General features: G+C 69.8%; 11 protein-coding genes. 4 read left to right on the top strand and 7 right to left on the bottom strand.

Annotated features, from left to right (window positions below; all coding sequences use genetic code 11):
- Positions 1–981 carry a hypothetical protein gene (locus ACZ63D_RS15755; protein WP_465355014.1) on the bottom strand — a complete coding sequence of 327 codons (981 nt, stop codon included), beginning with the start codon at positions 979–981 and terminating at the stop codon, positions 1–3.
- 141 nt (positions 982–1,122) lie between these two features.
- Here ACZ63D_RS15755 and ACZ63D_RS15750 point away from each other — a divergent pair, with 141 nt between their 5' ends.
- Positions 1,123–1,785 (top strand): DUF1707 SHOCT-like domain-containing protein, encoded by a 663-nt coding sequence (locus tag ACZ63D_RS15750; protein WP_465355013.1) that lies wholly within the window; start codon positions 1,123–1,125, stop codon positions 1,783–1,785.
- Positions 1,786–1,841: 56 nt separating this feature from the next.
- Here ACZ63D_RS15750 and ptsP read toward each other — a convergent pair whose 3' ends face one another.
- Positions 1,842–3,518: a phosphoenolpyruvate--protein phosphotransferase gene (gene ptsP / locus ACZ63D_RS15745; protein ID WP_465355012.1), complete on the bottom strand. Its 1,677-nt coding sequence runs from the start codon at positions 3,516–3,518 to the stop codon at positions 1,842–1,844.
- Between the two features lie 252 nt (positions 3,519–3,770).
- A complete protein-coding gene (locus tag ACZ63D_RS15740) occupies positions 3,771–4,643 on the bottom strand; it encodes a ribokinase (protein ID WP_465355011.1) in 873 nt (290 codons plus the stop codon).
- A 343-nt stretch (positions 4,644–4,986) separates the two neighbouring features.
- Between ACZ63D_RS15740 and ACZ63D_RS15735 the strand changes: the two genes are divergently transcribed.
- The gene (locus ACZ63D_RS15735; protein ID WP_465355010.1) at positions 4,987–5,724 is read left to right on the top strand and encodes a TetR/AcrR family transcriptional regulator; all 738 of its coding nucleotides are present in this window, start codon (positions 4,987–4,989) and stop codon (positions 5,722–5,724) included.
- Here the strand turns inward: ACZ63D_RS15735 and ACZ63D_RS15730 are convergent.
- From ACZ63D_RS15730 to ACZ63D_RS15720, 3 genes are all read right to left on the bottom strand, one after another.
- On the bottom strand, positions 5,721–6,458 hold the full coding sequence (locus ACZ63D_RS15730) for a 3-oxoacyl-ACP reductase family protein (protein ID WP_465355009.1): 738 nt from the start codon (positions 6,456–6,458) through the stop codon (positions 5,721–5,723). The genes ACZ63D_RS15735 and ACZ63D_RS15730 overlap by 4 nt on opposite strands.
- 151 nt (positions 6,459–6,609) lie before the next feature.
- Positions 6,610–9,498 carry a leucine--tRNA ligase gene (leuS, locus tag ACZ63D_RS15725; protein WP_465355008.1) on the bottom strand — a complete coding sequence of 963 codons (2,889 nt, stop codon included), beginning with the start codon at positions 9,496–9,498 and terminating at the stop codon, positions 6,610–6,612.
- 157 nt (positions 9,499–9,655) lie between these two features.
- Entirely contained in the window at positions 9,656–10,825 is a 1,170-nt protein-coding gene (locus ACZ63D_RS15720; RefSeq protein WP_465355007.1) for an esterase-like activity of phytase family protein, read from the bottom strand.
- Positions 10,826–10,890: 65 nt separating this feature from the next.
- Between ACZ63D_RS15720 and ACZ63D_RS15715 the strand changes: the two genes are divergently transcribed.
- A complete protein-coding gene (locus ACZ63D_RS15715) occupies positions 10,891–11,310 on the top strand; it encodes an SdpI family protein (protein WP_465355006.1) in 420 nt (139 codons plus the stop codon).
- On the opposite strand, the gene ACZ63D_RS15710 is transcribed toward ACZ63D_RS15715, so the two are convergent.
- Complete coding sequence (locus ACZ63D_RS15710) at positions 11,307–11,888, bottom strand: YqgE/AlgH family protein (RefSeq protein WP_465355005.1); 582 nt, start codon at positions 11,886–11,888, stop codon at positions 11,307–11,309. The two genes, ACZ63D_RS15715 and ACZ63D_RS15710, sit on opposite strands and share 4 nt — an antisense overlap.
- A gap of 1,732 nt (positions 11,889–13,620) precedes the next feature.
- Between ACZ63D_RS15710 and ACZ63D_RS15705 the strand changes: the two genes are divergently transcribed.
- Positions 13,621–14,934, top strand: a complete 1,314-nt coding sequence (locus tag ACZ63D_RS15705) for an MFS transporter (protein ID WP_465355004.1) — start codon at positions 13,621–13,623, stop codon at positions 14,932–14,934.
- The last annotated feature ends 20 nt before the right edge of the window (positions 14,935–14,954 follow it).

Below are 14,954 nucleotides of genomic sequence, written 5' to 3'. Positions count from 1 at the left end.
TCAGGAGGTCGCGACCCCGGCGGCCTGCTGCGCCGCGGCGAGTTTCGCCTTTCCCAGCCGCCAAGCCGGTTCGCCCGGATGCCACGCCGCGACCACCCCGTCGGCCACGATCAGGTCGCCGGCCTCCGTCCACTCCAGGCCGGAGCGTTTCAGGTTCTCCGTCGAGTACGGCATCGACGGCGCTTGCTGCCAGGTGCCGTCGCGCAGGTTCAGCAGCCACAGGTCCCGGGTCTGCGTGCCGGTTCCGGGAAACGACGGGGTGCCGAAATCGACCGCGGCGACGGTGCCGTCCCGGCTGGGCAGCACGGACGGATTCGGCCGCGGCACCGGCAGTGGCACCGGTTTCCGTGCTCCGGTGCGCAGGTCGAGCACGGCCAGGTCGGTGAGGCCGCCGAGGACGAGCCGGTCGCCGGCCGCGGCGAGGATGCGCGGCGACTGCTGCACGGTGCGTCCGGTGGCCGGGTCGATCAGGACGTCGACTGTCTCCGCGGTGCCGCTGCCGACGGTGATCAGCAACCCGTGCGCCGTCTCCACCCGGACGAGCGTGCGGCAGGACGCCACCGTGCCCTGGCCGAAGGAGACACCGGTGAGCGCGACGTGTTCCAACCGGCAGACGTCCGGACTGTCCTCGCGGATCAGCCACAGGCTGGTGCCGTCCGCGCCCGGGGCCGCGCTCACCGCTTTGCCGAGCGACCGCGGGCGCGAAAGTCCCAGGTAGACGTACACATCGGCGGGGGCGCAACTGTCCTGCTGACAGGTTGGCGCGGTCAGCACGACCGGGGTGTGGCCAGCCCGCAGCACCGACACCACCCGCTGTCCGCCGGGCACGCCGGGCAGGGTGCCGCGCACGCCTGAGTCGGCGTCGAACACCGTCGGCGGCGAGCTGGCCAGCAGCAACTCGACGCCGATGCCACCGGTGGCAACCTGTCCGTCGAGGCCGGTCGGCGGTGGCGTGGTGGGCGTCGGGCGTGCCGAACTCACCGGGGCGGGCACCGGAGCGCTCGCCGTGCAGGAGGTCAGCAGGCACCAGGCCGCGGCTAGCGCGACTGTTGCGCGGAGTACGGGTCCGTTCAGGGTTTTTCCCCGATCTGCCAGCGGAAATCGAGTTCTACCATCGATGCCATGGCCGAGGAAGAGACGACCGGTGCGCAGCCCGCGACCGAGACCAAGCCGTTGACCGCGCGCGACATCCGGGTGTCCGACGACGAACGCGAGCACGTCGTCGGCGTGCTGCAGAAAGCCATCGGGCAGGGGATGCTCACCCTCGACGAGTTCACTGAACGCACCGACCAGGCGCTCGCGGCGCGCACCCGGGGCGATCTCAACGCCGTCCTCGCCGACCTGCCCGGGCTGGTGCACCCCGGCGCGGCTCCGCAGTACGCGCCGCTGCCTGAACCGCCCGGCTACGGGCCGAACTACGGGCTGGGCCAGCGGCTCGAACTCAACGCCAAGTACTCGTCACTGCAGCGCAGCGGCCCGTGGCAGGTCCCGGCCGCGATGGTGGTGCGCAACAAGTACGGCAGCACCAGGCTCGACTTCACCGAGGCCCGCGTCGCCACCCCGGTGGTGCAGATCGAACTCGACGCGAAGTGGGGTTCGGTCGAGCTGATCATCCCGCCGCACGCGGCGGTGGACTACAACTCGATCACCGAGATCAAGTTCGGCTCGCTCGACGACAAGACCGGCAGCAACGGCCGCGCGGGCACCCCGCGCTACGTGCTGACCGGCCGTGTCCATGGAGGCTCGCTGGTCATCCGCCACCCTCGGCGGGGCATTTTCGGCTGACCAGCGTCCGGCGCCGGATCCGGTTACCCCATCTCTCACCCGGATCCGGCGTCCCCTTACCGGGAGACCGCGTCCGCGACTGCCTTGCGGGCCGCGACCGGATCGGCGGTGGCCAGCGCCGCCGCCGCGATTTCGCGCGCCTGTTCCCGCGACACGGTCGCCAGGCTCGCGCCGACCGCCCGCACCGCCGGGGCGTTCATCGACAGACTCGTCAGGCCGAGGCCGGCCAGCACCAGCGCGAGCCGCGGGTCGGCCGCGGCCTCGCCGCACACGCCCGCCGGTTTGCCGGTCGCTTCCGCCGCGTCGCCGATCAGTTTCAGCAGGCGCAGCAAACCGGGCTGCCACGGGTCGTTCAGCTTCGCGACTGCGCCGAGCTGGCGGTCGGCGGCGAAGGTGTACTGGGCGAGGTCGTTGGTGCCGACGGACACGAAGTCGACCACTCCCAGGATTTCCCGCGCCAGCAACGCGGCAGCGGGAATCTCGATCATCACGCCCGCCCGCGCGATTCCGGCGGCGCGAACGCGCTCGGCGAACCAGGCGGCTTCCTCGACGGTGCCGACCATCGGGGCCATCACCGAAACTTCCGCGCCGGAATCCTCCGCCGCGCCCGCGATGGCTTCGAGCTGCCGGTCGAGCACCTCCGGCCGGTCGAACGCGATCCGCAGGCCGCGGACGCCGAGTGCCGGGTTGGGCTCGTCGTCCGGGGACAGGAACGCGAGCGGTTTGTCCGCGCCCGCGTCCAGCGTGCGCACGATGACCGGCTTGCCGCGGAACGGCGAAAGCACTGCGGCATAAGCTTTTCGCTGTTCGTCGACGGACGGCTCGGCCGGAGCGTCGAGGTAGCAGAACTCGGTGCGGAACAGCCCGACGCCCTCGGAGCCCGCGTCCGCGGCGGCCTGCGCGTCGGCTGGCGAGCCGACGTTGCCGTACACCTTCACCCGGTGTCCGTCGGACAGCTCGCCGACGCCGTTCCATTCGGCCGGACCGGAAGCAGCCGCGGTGACGATCGGCGCGGACGCGTCGACCGCCTCGATCACGCCGGTGTCGCCGTCGACCGACAACGCCTTGGCGTCGGACGCCAGCAGCCCGCGCACCGCGACGACCGCCGGAATTCCCAGCGCCCGCGCGAGAATCGCGGTATGGCTCGTCGGGCCGCCCTCCTCGGTGACCAGCGCGAGCACCTTCGCCGGGTCGAGCCCCGCGGTGTCGGCGGGCGCGAGGTCGCGGGCGACGAGCACGCTCGGCGACGCCAGCTCCGGCACCCCGGGCGGGGCGACGCCGAGCAGTTCGGCGACGAGCCGGTCGCGCACGTCCCGGACGTCGCGGACCCGCTCGGCCATGTATCCGCCCGCGGCCGCGAGCGCTTCCGCGAATCCTTCGGCGGCCTGGTAGACGGCGCGGGCCGCGGGTAGGTTCCGCGCCGTCACCAGCTGTTGAGCCTGAGCCGCCAGCGCCGGGTCGGCGGCCATCGCGGCGGTCGTGACGAGGATCGTCGCCGCCTCGCCGGTCGCGGCCTCGGCCTGCGCTTCCAGGCGGGCGGCGACCGCGCGGGCAGCGGGTTCGATCCGCGCCGCCTCCGCCGCCGGATCCTCCGGCGCGGGCGTGCTGGCGGGTTCCCCGAGCGGCTCGGCGACCCGCACGACGGGTCCGCTCGCGCGTCCGGGGCTCACCGCGACCCCGGTCAGCGAGGAACCGACAGCGGACTCGGCCGGAGCGGCAGCACTCTCAGACATGGTCTAGACCATAGCTCACGGAGAGGGCGTTCCGCCGGGGCGCCGCGTCCCTTTCCCGATTTCGCATCCGTTCGACCACCGGACCTACCTCCTCGTGCCACCACGCGCGGGCCAGTTCCGCAGCACCCGGCCCCGCAAAGTCTGCCGGAAACCCCAGGTCTCCGCCGAGTCCGCGAGCCCGAATCCGACGGCAGGTCCACCAGCGCCGGGCAGCGCGTTACCCACGCGACCCGCAACACGGCCGGACGTGGCTCATTCCAGTTCAGCGGCCGTCGGATACGACGGCTGGGCACCATGACGGGTCACGGTCACCGCGGCCACCTTCACCGCCCGTTCGGCGGCTTCGACCAGGTCAGCGCCGTCAGCGAGGGCCGCCGCCAGCGCACCGGCGAACGCGTCGCCCGCACCGGTGGTGTCGACCGCCTTCACCTTGGGCGACTCGACCGTTGTCGACTTGTCTCCCTCGATGACCGCCGCGCCCTTGGCTCCGAGCGTGACGACCGCCGCGCGCGGGCCGAGGTCGAGCAGCTTGCGCGGATCCGCGCCTTCCGAACCGAGCAGGTACGCGGCCTCGTGCTCGTTGACCAGCAGGACGTCCAGTGCGGCCAGCGTTTCCGGCGACACCTCGGCCGCCGGGGAGAGGTTGAGCAGCACCCGCACGCCGTTCGCGTGCGCCCGCACCACCGCGCGTTCGATCGTCGGCAGCGGCACTTCCAGCGAAGCGACGAGCACGCGCACCCCGTCCAGCGCCTCGTCGGTGACGTCCCCGGGTTCCAGCGCGGAGTTCGCGCCGGGGGAGACGAGGATCGAGTTTTCCCCGTCCGGCGTCACGGTGATGTAGGCGATTCCGGTAGGCCGATCGACAGTGCGAACGAATTGCGTATCAACACCGGCATTAGCCAGCGAATCCCGCAGCATTCGACCGTAAGGATCATCGCCGACCGCACCGAGCAACGCGACGTCCGCGCCGAGTTTTCCCGCCGCGACCGCGGTATTCGCGCCCTTGCCGCCGGGGGACAACGCGGTGTCGCCGCCCAGCACCGTCTCGCCGCCGCCGGGACGCCGGTCGACCGGCACCACCAAATCGGCATTCGCGGACCCGACCACCAGTACCGCAGCACTCATGGCCGCCACTCTGCCACGACCCGTCCTTTCCGCCATCCGTGCCCGAAAGTGAAAGCCTTTGTAACTTTCCCCGCGCTCAGTGCGACAATCAGGCGGAACAGCGTCAGCCCGTCACTCGATCGGGGGATCCGTATCCCCCGGGCGTCACTTCTGCGCCGGGCTTCGCTCTTCTTCGAGCGTCACTGGCCTCGAGCCGATGACGTTGCCCCGACCGGAAGCGCACCGGAGAGGGCATCGGGTCGCCGGCGCCGATCACGTAGCCCCCCGAGTGATCGGCGTCGGCGGCGCCCCGATTCGCGCGACTGGCGGCGAAATCGGTGTCCAGACCACCTAGACTGCCCAGATGAGCAGCCCCACACGCAGGGGTCGCGCGCGAGCGGCTACCGAAGCGGACATCCGCCGGACCGCGCGGAACCTGCTGGTCGGCCAGGGCCCGGAAGCCGTCACGCTGCGGGCCATCGCCCGGGAGCTGGGGATCACCGCACCGGCTCTGTACCGCTACTACGAATCCCGCGACGACCTGCTGGAAAACCTCCGCCTCGACGTCTGCACCGACCTCGCCGCCGAAATCGCCGAGGACATCGCGGAACTGAAAGACGAGGGCCTGCTGCAGCTGTTCCAGATCTGCAAAGGGTTCCGCCGCTGGGCACTGACCCACACCAAGGAATTCACCCTGGTGTTCGCGTCGCCGACCGGGGCCACCGGCACCGCGACCGGGAGTGCGCTGCGCAGGCTCGACGAGCCGTTCGGCCGGATCTTCCTCGCCGCGGCGGGCCACGTGCTCGCCCAGCACGACCTGGTCATGCCGCCGAACGACGTGGTCCCGCCCGAACTCCGCGACGACCTCACCGCGTTCCAGCAGGACCTGCTGACGGTGCTCAAGGAGTCCGGGCGGGAAATCCCGCCGGAGAAGCTGGACCTCGGGCTCACCTACCTGATGATCACCTTCTGGGCGCGGCTCTACGGCCACGTCACCCTCGAGGTGTTCGGCAACTACCCGATCCCGGTGTCCAAACCGGACGTGCTGTTCGAGGCCATGCTGACCGACCTCGCCCGCGACGTCGGCCTGTATTCCGATTAGGCCGCGTGCCCGCCGTCGACCGAGAGGGTCGCGGCGGTGATGTACGCGCTGTCCGGCGACGCCAGGAAGGCCACCGCGTCCGCCACTTCCGCCGGATTGCCGTACCGGCCGACCGCGGTCACCGACGCCTGGTCCGCGGCGTACGGGCCATCGGCCGGGTTCATCTCGGTGTCGGTGGGTCCCGGGTGCACCAGGTTCACCGTCACGCCGTTCGGAGCCAATTCGCGGGCCAGTGCCTTGGTCAGCCCGACCATCGCGGACTTGCTGACCGCGTACAGCACCATTCCCGGGCCCGGCACGCGATCGGTCACGCAGCTGCCGATCGTGATCACGCGGCCGCCTTCGCCGAGGTGCTTGGCCGCCGCCTTGGTCGCGGCCAGCACGCCGCGCACGTTCACCGCGAGCACGCGGTCGACGTCGTCCATCCCGGTCTGCTCCAGCGGCCCGACGAAACCGACGCCCGCGTTGTTGACCAGCACGTCCAGCCGCCCGAACTCGGCGACCGCCGCTTCCACCGCGGCTTCCACGGCGGCCGAATCCGCGTTGTCCGCACCGACCGCGAGCGCACGCCGCCCGAGCGCCTTGATCCGGTCGACCACTCCCGCCGCCTGCTCGGCGTTCACCGCGTAGGTGAGCACCACATCCGCCCCAGCCTCGGCGAGCCGCAGTGCCGTCGCCGCACCGATTCCGCGGCTCCCGCCAGTCACCAGCGCCACTTTGCCGTCGAGGTTCATGTCCGTCCTTCCGGTGTGTTTCCCTTGCCCCCCAATAAAAGCGGGCGAAGGAGGACGAAGCTGGCGTCTTTCGGTCGTGACGATCCGCGAGCTGGCGGACAACGAAAAACCGGCCCGGGAGAAGTTCCCGGGCCGGTTTCAGGGCGTTGGCTCAGAGCACGATGTTGACCAGACGGCCCGGCACCACGATCACCTTGCGCGGCGTCTTGCCGCCGACCAGCGCGGCGATCTTCTCGTCGGCCAAGGCGGCCGCCTGCACCGCGTCGTTCTTCGCGTCCGCGGGCACGGTGATCCGCGAGCGGACCTTGCCGTTGACCTGGATCGGGTACTCGACCGAGTCCTCGACCAGGTACTTCTCGTCCACGACCGGGAACGGCCCGTGCACCAGCGAGTCGGCGTGGCCCATCCGGTGCCACAGCTCCTCGGCGATGTGCGGGGCCAGCGGAGCCAGCAGCAGCACCAGCGGTTCGGCCAGTTCGCGCGGGGTCGCCGCGGCCGAGCCGTACACCTTGGTCAGGTGGTTGTTCAGCTCGATCAGCTTCGCGCCCGCGGTGTTAAACCGCATCTCCGCGTAGTCCTCGCGAACCCCGGCGATGGTGCGGTGCAACAGTTTCCGGTCCGCCTCGGTCGCCTCGTCGGCCGAAACCCGCAGCTCGCCGGTCTGCTCGTCGACCACCAGCCGCCACAGCCGCTGCAGGAACCGGTGCGCGCCGACGACGTCCTTGGTCGCCCACGGCCGCGACATGTCCAGCGGACCCATCGACATCTCGTACACGCGGAAGGTGTCCGCGCCGTAGCTGTCCGACATTTCGTCCGGCGTCACGGCGTTTTTCAGGCTCTTGCCCATCTTGCCGTATTCCTGCTTGACCTCTTCGTCGCCGAAGAAGAACTTGCCGTCGCGCTCGACGACGTCCTCAGCAGGCACGTACACACCGCGCTTGTCGGTGTAGGCGAACGCCTCGATGTAGCCCTGGTTGAACAGGCGGCGGTACGGCTCCTTCGACGAGACGTGGCCCAGGTCGTACAGCACCTTGTGCCAGAAGCGCGAGTACAGCAGGTGCAGCACCGCGTGCTCGACGCCGCCGACATACAGGTCGACGCCGCCCGGGTCGTCCACGCCGTGCTCGGCCGGGCGCGGGCCCAGCCAGTACGCCTCGTTCTCCGGCGCGCAGAACACGTCCTGGCTCGCCGGGTCGACATAACGCAGCTGGTACCAGCAGGAACCGGCCCACTGCGGCATGACGTTGGTGTCGCGGCGGTACTTCTTCGGCCCGTCGCCCAGGTCCAGGGTGACCTCGACCCAGTCCTTCGCGCGCGACAGCGGCGGCGACGGCTCGGAGTCGGCATCGTCCGGGTCGAAGGTCTTCGGCGAGTAGTCGTCGACCTCCGGCAGCACGACCGGCAGCTGGTCCTCGGGCAGCGCGATCGGCAGGTTGTTCTCGTCGTAGACGATCGGGAACGGCTCGCCCCAGTAGCGCTGGCGGGCGAACAGCCAGTCGCGCAGCTTGTACTGCACGGTGCCCTCGCCCGCGCCGCGGTCCTCCAGCCAGGCGATGATCGTCTTCTTGGCGTCCGCGACGCCCATGCCGTTCAGGTCGACGGTGTCGTTGGCGGAGTTGATCGCCGGACCGTCGCCGGTGAACGCCTCGCCCTCGAAGCCCTCGCCCGGGTCGACCGTGCGGACGATCTCCAGCTCGAACTTCTTCGCGAAGTCGTAGTCGCGCTGGTCCTGCGCGGGCACGGCCATGATCGCGCCGGTGCCGTAGCCCATCAGCACGTAGTCGCCGACGAAGACCGGGATTTCCTTGCCGTTGACCGGGTTCACCGCGTAGGTGCCGGTGAAGACGCCGGTCTTCTCCTTGTTCTCCTGCCGGTCCAGATCGGACTTGCGGGAGGCGGCGGCCCGGTACGCGGCCACGGCTTCGGCAGGCGTCTTCGCGCCGCCGGTCCAGCTCTCCGGGTGCTCGCCCGGCCACTGCGCCGCGGTCAGCTTCTCGACCAGCGGGTGCTCCGGCGCGATCACCATGTAGGTGGCCCCGAACAGAGTGTCCGGACGGGTGGTGAAGACCTCGATTTTCTCGTCACCCGCGGCGAACGAGACCCGCGCGCCCTGCGAGCGGCCGACCCAGTTGCGCTGCATGGACTTGACCTTCTCCGGCCAGTCCAGCAGATCCAGGTCGTCGACCAGGCGGTCGGCGTACGCGGTGATCCGCATCATCCACTGGCGCAGGCTCTTGCGGAACACCGGGAAGTTGCCGCGGTCGCTGCGGCCGTCCGCGGTCACCTCCTCGTTCGCCACGACGGTGCCCAGGCCCGGGGCCCAGTTCACCGGAGCCTCGGAGATGTAGACCAGCCGGTGGTCGTCGATGATCTTGCGCTGCTCGACAGTGCTCAGCTCTGCCCACGGACGGCCGTCCGGCGTCGCGCGCTCACCCGCGGCGTAGGCCTTCTCCAGCTCCTCGATCGGCCGCGCCTTGCGGGCGTCCTCGTCGTAGTAGGAGTTGAAGATCTGCAGGAAGATCCACTGGGTCCACTTGTAGTAGTCCGGGTCGATCGTCTCGATCGACCGGCGCTCGTCGTGGCCCAGCCCCAGCCGCTTCAGCTGGCGGCGCATCGTGGCGATGTTCTGCTCGGTCGTGATGCGCGGATGCGTGCCGGTCTGCACCGCGTACTGCTCGGCGGGCAGGCCGAACGCGTCGTAACCCAGCGTGTGCAGCACGTTCCGGCCGATCATCCGGTGATACCGCGCGTAGACGTCGGTGCCGATGTAGCCCAGCGGGTGCCCGACGTGCAGGCCGGAACCGGACGGGTACGGGAACATGTCCTGCACGAACAGCTTGTCCGAGGGCACCGGCTCGCCCGCTTCCGCGAGCGGGCCGACCGGGTTCGGCGCGTGGTAGGTGCCGTGGTCGGACCAGTGGTCCTGCCAGCGCTGCTCGATCTGCCCGGCCAGCTCCGCGGTGTAGCGGAACGGCGGGGCGTGCTCAGCGTCCGCGGCGTTCTTCGCCGCGGCCCCGGTGGCCTCGTCAGACCCTGTCATCGCCGTCTTCCTCCGTGTCGAGCCACTCCAGAAACAACTCGACCCCCCAGCCAGAAGGCATGAGGGGTCGCCGCGCCGAGCCGGTCATCGGGCCAGGTCAGCGCGGCAGGCCAAGGAGCAGCCGAGCCGTGTTCATACACTCATCGTAACGCCCTGGTCAAAGCCGTTCCGACGGGACCGCCAAAGCGACGACCTGGGTCACCTGCGACGCGGAGAAGTTGTTGTCGCTCACGAGCACGAGGCTGTGCTCGCCGGAGGGCAGCGCCGGGCCCCAGGTCATTCCCTCGATGTTGTCCACAGTGGAAAGCGGGAGGTCGGAAAGGTCGGCGAGGAGCTTTTTCTTCACCGGTTTGACGTGCTTCGCGGCCGCCAGGGACGGGGTGTGGAGGACGTTCGTCGCGCCCGTGGTGTCGATCTCGAAGATGCGCACCTTGTTGCCGACCCCGGTGACGAAGGACCGTTCCATCATCAGGAATTTCGTCGGATCCGCCTGGTTCACCGCGAGCATCGACGAGACACCGGTGTCGGCGAATCCGGTAGCGGGCTTCGGTGTGGCGAAAAGCTTCTCCTGCGGGTACGCGTACTGCGCGAGCACCGGCCCGAACCGGCTCTGCAGAGTGATCCGCGACAACGCACCCGACGTCGGCGTGGGCGGCGGACCGTCCTGCAGCAGCGGTGCCTCGACCTCGCTGGCCAGCAGCGTGCCGAACCCGGTGTAGGCGAGGCCTTCGAGAACGTAGTTGCGACGCGGACCGGCGTCCGGCGTCATCCGCTCGTTGGCGGGCAGCGGCAGATCGCGGACGTAATGCCCGTCGCGGGTGGCTTCGCGGATCGACGGCTGGATCAGGTGCTGGTCAGGGAGCCGGTCGCCTTCCTGCGACCAGACGTAACGCCCGGTCCACGGGTCGACACGCAGTTCCTCGGGGTCGATGGTCTGCTCGTTCTGCGGAGCGGCCGGATCGTTCTTCGCGAGCGGCGGGTACGGCGTGCCGTCCGGGCGCAGCAGCGGATGCGTGCCGGTGAAGGTGATCGGCCCCACGCCGTTGGCGCTGACGTCGAACTTCGCGGTGTAGAAGCGGGCCGGGTTGATCGCGGACCGGTCGTCGCTGATGAAGACGTAACCACCGGCACGCTGATCGAAGTCGACCGACGACAGCCCGCCGACCGTGGTGCCCTGGAACTGCAGGTTGTGCGGTACGAGCTGCTCGCCGAGCAGCCGGACCGGCCGAGGCGCGGCGGCAGTGGCAGTCCCGGCGCCGGGGACGAGCAAGGACAAGGTGACGATCCCGGCGGCAGCGAGCAGCCGGTGTCGCGTGGACGAAGACATGGCCCGTAGCACAGCCGACGAGGGTATCCGGGACATTGCCGCGAGGTCACGCTTATCCTCAAGGGGTGTTCGCTATCGCGCTCGTCCCGATCGTCCTTGGTGTCGTCGTCGGCTGGGGTGGTTTCCTCGGCGTGCGAGGACGGCTGACCAGGGCAGGCGGGGCCGGAGTCCGGACCGAAGCCTCGATGCGCAGCGAAGAGGCGTTCCAGCTGGCCAACCGGGTGGCCGGAATCCCCACCCTGGCCGGAGGCGCGGCCGCGGTCGTCTGCGGACTCGCCGGTCTCGCGATCCCCGCCACCGCCGGCCTGGTGGCCGCCGCGATCGTCGGGCTGCTCGGCCTGCTGGTGATGGTCGTCGCCGGAGCCCGGATGGGCGCGCGAGCCGCGCTCTCGGTGCCCGCCCCGGCCCCGGTCCCGGCCGGCTGCAGCGGCTGCGCGTGCGGCGCCGGAGGCTGCGGAGTCCTGCAGAAGTCCAGCGACGCCTAGTTTCGCTGCAAATCGCCAGGATGGGTGGCCAGCAACGCGAGCGGCACCCCCTGGCGGCGCAGCACCTGCCCCCACAGATCGCGGCTCGGCGGCGCGAGGATGTCACTGGGCAACGCGGGGACGATGACCCAATCCTCGCGCTCGATCTCGCCCGCGAGCTGCCCCGAATCCCACCCGGCGTAGCCCGCGAAGACGCGCACGCCCCGCACCTTCGACACCAGCACCTCGGGATCGCTGTCCAAATCGACTAGCGCCACCGGCCCCCGCACCGCGACGACCCCCGGGACGCTGGAAGCGGACTCCCCAGTCCGCAACGCCGCGAGACACAACGCGGTCTTCTTGTCCACCGGCCCGCCGACGAAGACCGACTGCGGCTCCGCGACATGCGCACCCCACCCCGGCAGGACGTCGTCCACCGGAACATCGGACGGCCGGTTCAAGACCACCCCGAGCGTGCCCTCCGCCCGATGATCGATCACGAACACCACCGTCCGCTTGAAGTTCGGATCGAACATCGTGGGTGCGGCGACCAGGAGCGTTCCCGGTTCAACCTCGGCGTCCGCTGGCACGCCACCCATGATCCCATCACCCGCCGCGGGAAATCCCCCCGGCACGGGAACACCAGCACCACCCGCCCCGTTGAGAACAATGAGCCGGCGCACTCGTGTCCCCCGGGCTCACTGAAGAACCGCCTTTGTGGAATACCGGCCCGGCCGGAGCCACACTGCGCCAAGCCGCCGAGAGGCGAAACGAGTGCGCCGGTGTCGGCTTCTCCTGTTCGGTGCCTGGCGGCACCCTCCCTCGGGTCACCGGCGCCGTGTACCCGGGGGGCCGAGCCCCCCGGACCCCCGCGGTGCTTGGGGGTGGCGGTTGGGGGGTGGGGCGCGGGTCTTGGGATGCGTCGGTGCTTGCTGGTGTGGGTTTGGTACCGGGGTTGTTTGCGTTGAGTGTGTAGCGCGTGCGTTCTTGGTTGTCGACTTGAGGTCGGGGGCCTGCCGTGCGTTCTCGGCGGTTGCGTCGGTTTCTCGCGCAGGTTCTCGGGGCTTCCGCGCAGCCCTCTTTTCCAGCGGGCTTTCTTGTCCAACATCCTTGGGCTTTCACGCGCGGTGTTGCCGAAGACCTTGCTCGGCGTCCGCGGGCACCACGCTCAGCTTCCTCGTAGGCCCTTTGTCCAGCATCCACAGGGCTTTCGCACTCGGTGTTGCCGCGGCTTCCTTGGTTAGCGTCCCGCGACCTCCACTCTCAGCTTCGTCGCAGCCCTCTTGCCCAGCATCCACGGAGCTTTCTCGCTCGGCGTTGCCGAAGACCCTTGTCCGGCGTCCCCGCGCCCCACGGTCAGCCACCCCCAAGCCCCTTGCCCACCATCCACGGGGCTTTTCACACTCGGCGTTGCCGGAGATCCTTGCTCGGCGTCCCCGCGCCCCACGCTCAGCCGCCCCGCGAGCCATTGCTCACCATCCACAGGGCTTTTCCCACTCGGCCTACAGGGCTTTTCCCTCTCGGCGTTGCCGAAGACCCTTGTCCGGCGTCCCCGCCCCCACGCTCAGCCACCCCGCAGACCCCTTGCCCACCATCCACGGGGCTTTTCACACTCGGCGTTGCCGAGGATCCTTGTCCGGCGTCCCCGCCCCCCACGCTCAGTCACCCCGCGAGCCCATTGCCCAGCGTCCGCGGGGCTTTTCACACCTGGCGTTGCCGAGGACCCTTGTCCGGCGTCCCTGTCCCCACGCTCAGCGCCCTGCGTCCACGGGGATTTCGCGCTCGGTGTTGTTGCGGCTTCCTTGCTCGGCGTCTGCGTGATCTCCACGCTCGGTTTCCTCGCGAGCCCCTTGTTCAGCATCCGCTGGGCTTTCTCGCGCGGGGTTGCTGGAGACCTTTGGCCGCTGCCTCGGGGTCCGCGCTCAGCCGTCTGCGGGCTTCTTGGCTGGTGGCTTGGGTTTCCTTGCTCGGCGTTCGCTGGGTCCTTGGCGTTCGGGGGCGTCGCAGGCCTTCTTGGCTGGTGTTCTTGCGGTCTTCACGCTTGGAGTTTTTGCGGGTTTCTTGGTCGGTGTAGCCGCGACTTCGGCGCTCGACTGGGCTGCGGCGTTCTTTGCTTGGATTCCTGCGGCTCCGCGCTTGGCAGGCCGCAGCGGCATTGCCGGTGTTTCTGCGGCCTTCGTTCGTTCGCGAGGGGCTTGGCGTTCTGCAGGGTGGTTGGCGCGTGTTCGCTGCGGCGTTGTTGCGCGGCGTTGGTGGGGCTGCCCCGCGTGGTTCGGGGTGGGTGGTGGTTGTTTGGGGCGTTTTGTCGTGGGGGGTCGGTAGGGTTGCTGGGTGAGTGCGGGGGAGCGGGGCGGGGTTCTCGGGCTGGTCTTTCGGGATCGGTTGTTTCGGCGGCTGCTGTTCACGCGGTTCGCGGCGCAGTGGGGGGACGGGGTTTTCCGGGCCGGGCTCGCTGGGGCCGTTTTGTTCAATCCGGAGCGGGCGGCGGATCCGTTGGCTATTGCCGAGGGGTTTGCCGCGTTGTTGCTGCCGTATTCGCTGGTGGGGCCGTTCGCGGGGGCGTTGCTTGATCGGTGGGATCGGCGCCGCGTGCTGGTGTTCGCGAATCTGGTGCGGGCGGTGGCGATCGTGGCGTCGGTGGGGGCGGTAGCTGCCGGCGCGGGCGGGATGGGGTTGTTTTCGCTCGCGTTGCTTGCGGAGGGGATCAGCCGGTTCATTGGGTCTGGGTTGTCGGCTGCGTTGCCGCACGTCGTGGAAGCGCAGTCAGTGGTTTCGGCCAACGCGGTGGTGGCGACGCTGGGGTCGGCGATCGCGGTGGTCGGGGGCGGGTGCGCGATCGGGCTTCGAGCGGTGTTCGGGCCTGGGAACATCGGGTCGGCGGAGACCACGGCGTTTGCGGCGGCGGGGGCGTTGTTGTCGGCGTTTCTGGCGCATCGGTTCGCCAAGGGGGCGTTGGGACCCGCTGTGGTTGACGAGCCGGTTAATCCGGTGGTGGCGGTTGCGCGGGGGCTTGCCGACGGGGCTCGGCATGCGTGGCGGGCGCCTAGCGTTACGGCTGGGTTCGTCGCGTTGTTCGCGCATCGAGCGGCGTTCGGGATTTCGTTGCTGGTCAGCGTGTTGCTGATGCGCAATTACTTCACCGACGACGGGATTTTCCGCGCCGGATTGCCCGGACTGGGGCAGCTGGTCGCATGTGCGGGGGCGGGCATTCTCGTCGCGGGGCTGGCGACGGCTCGGCTGATTCGGGCGTTCGGGCGGACGCGAGTGGTTTTGTCGACATTGGTGCTCGCCGCGGTCGCGCAGGCCGGGCTGGGGTTGCCGATGGTGCTGCCGTTGGCGTTGGTCGCGTCGTTCCTGGTCATGGGGACGGGGCAGGTGCTGAAACTGTCTGTGGATTCCTCGGTGCAGCTCGATGTCGCGGACGAGGCTCGCGGCCGGGTCTTCGCGCTTTACGACACGCTGTTCAACATCACCCAGGTGGTGGCGGTCTCGATCGGGGCGATCTTCGTCAAGGACAACGGGTACTCGCCTGAGCTGGTGGTCGGCGCGACCGTGCTCTACCTGCTGGGCGGGGCCGGATATCTGCTGGCCGGCCGACGGCGCGGCGATTCGCTGCCGCAAACCGTTGAACCCAAACGGGGGTAGTTACTCACCGTCTGGCATTA

Source organism: Amycolatopsis sp. NPDC104775 (assembly GCF_055583325.1).
The sequence above is the reverse complement of the archived record's forward strand: the minus strand, read 5'-3'. Positions and strand labels throughout refer to the sequence as shown.

Excerpts from the sequence above, each read along its gene's own strand:
- ACZ63D_RS15750 (WP_465355013.1), top strand. The coding sequence starts at position 1,123 with ATGGCCGAGGAAGAGACGACCGGTGCGCAGCCCGCGACCGAGACCAAG.
- ptsP (WP_465355012.1), bottom strand. The coding sequence starts at position 3,518 with ATGTCTGAGAGTGCTGCCGCTCCGGCCGAGTCCGCTGTCGGTTCCTCG.
- ACZ63D_RS15740 (WP_465355011.1), bottom strand. The coding sequence starts at position 4,643 with ATGAGTGCTGCGGTACTGGTGGTCGGGTCCGCGAATGCCGATTTGGTG.
- ACZ63D_RS15735 (WP_465355010.1), top strand. The coding sequence starts at position 4,987 with ATGAGCAGCCCCACACGCAGGGGTCGCGCGCGAGCGGCTACCGAAGCG.
- ACZ63D_RS15730 (WP_465355009.1), bottom strand. The coding sequence starts at position 6,458 with ATGAACCTCGACGGCAAAGTGGCGCTGGTGACTGGCGGGAGCCGCGGA.
- leuS (WP_465355008.1), bottom strand. The coding sequence starts at position 9,498 with ATGACAGGGTCTGACGAGGCCACCGGGGCCGCGGCGAAGAACGCCGCG.
- ACZ63D_RS15720 (WP_465355007.1), bottom strand. The coding sequence starts at position 10,825 with ATGTCTTCGTCCACGCGACACCGGCTGCTCGCTGCCGCCGGGATCGTC.
- ACZ63D_RS15710 (WP_465355005.1), bottom strand. The coding sequence starts at position 11,888 with ATGGGTGGCGTGCCAGCGGACGCCGAGGTTGAACCGGGAACGCTCCTG.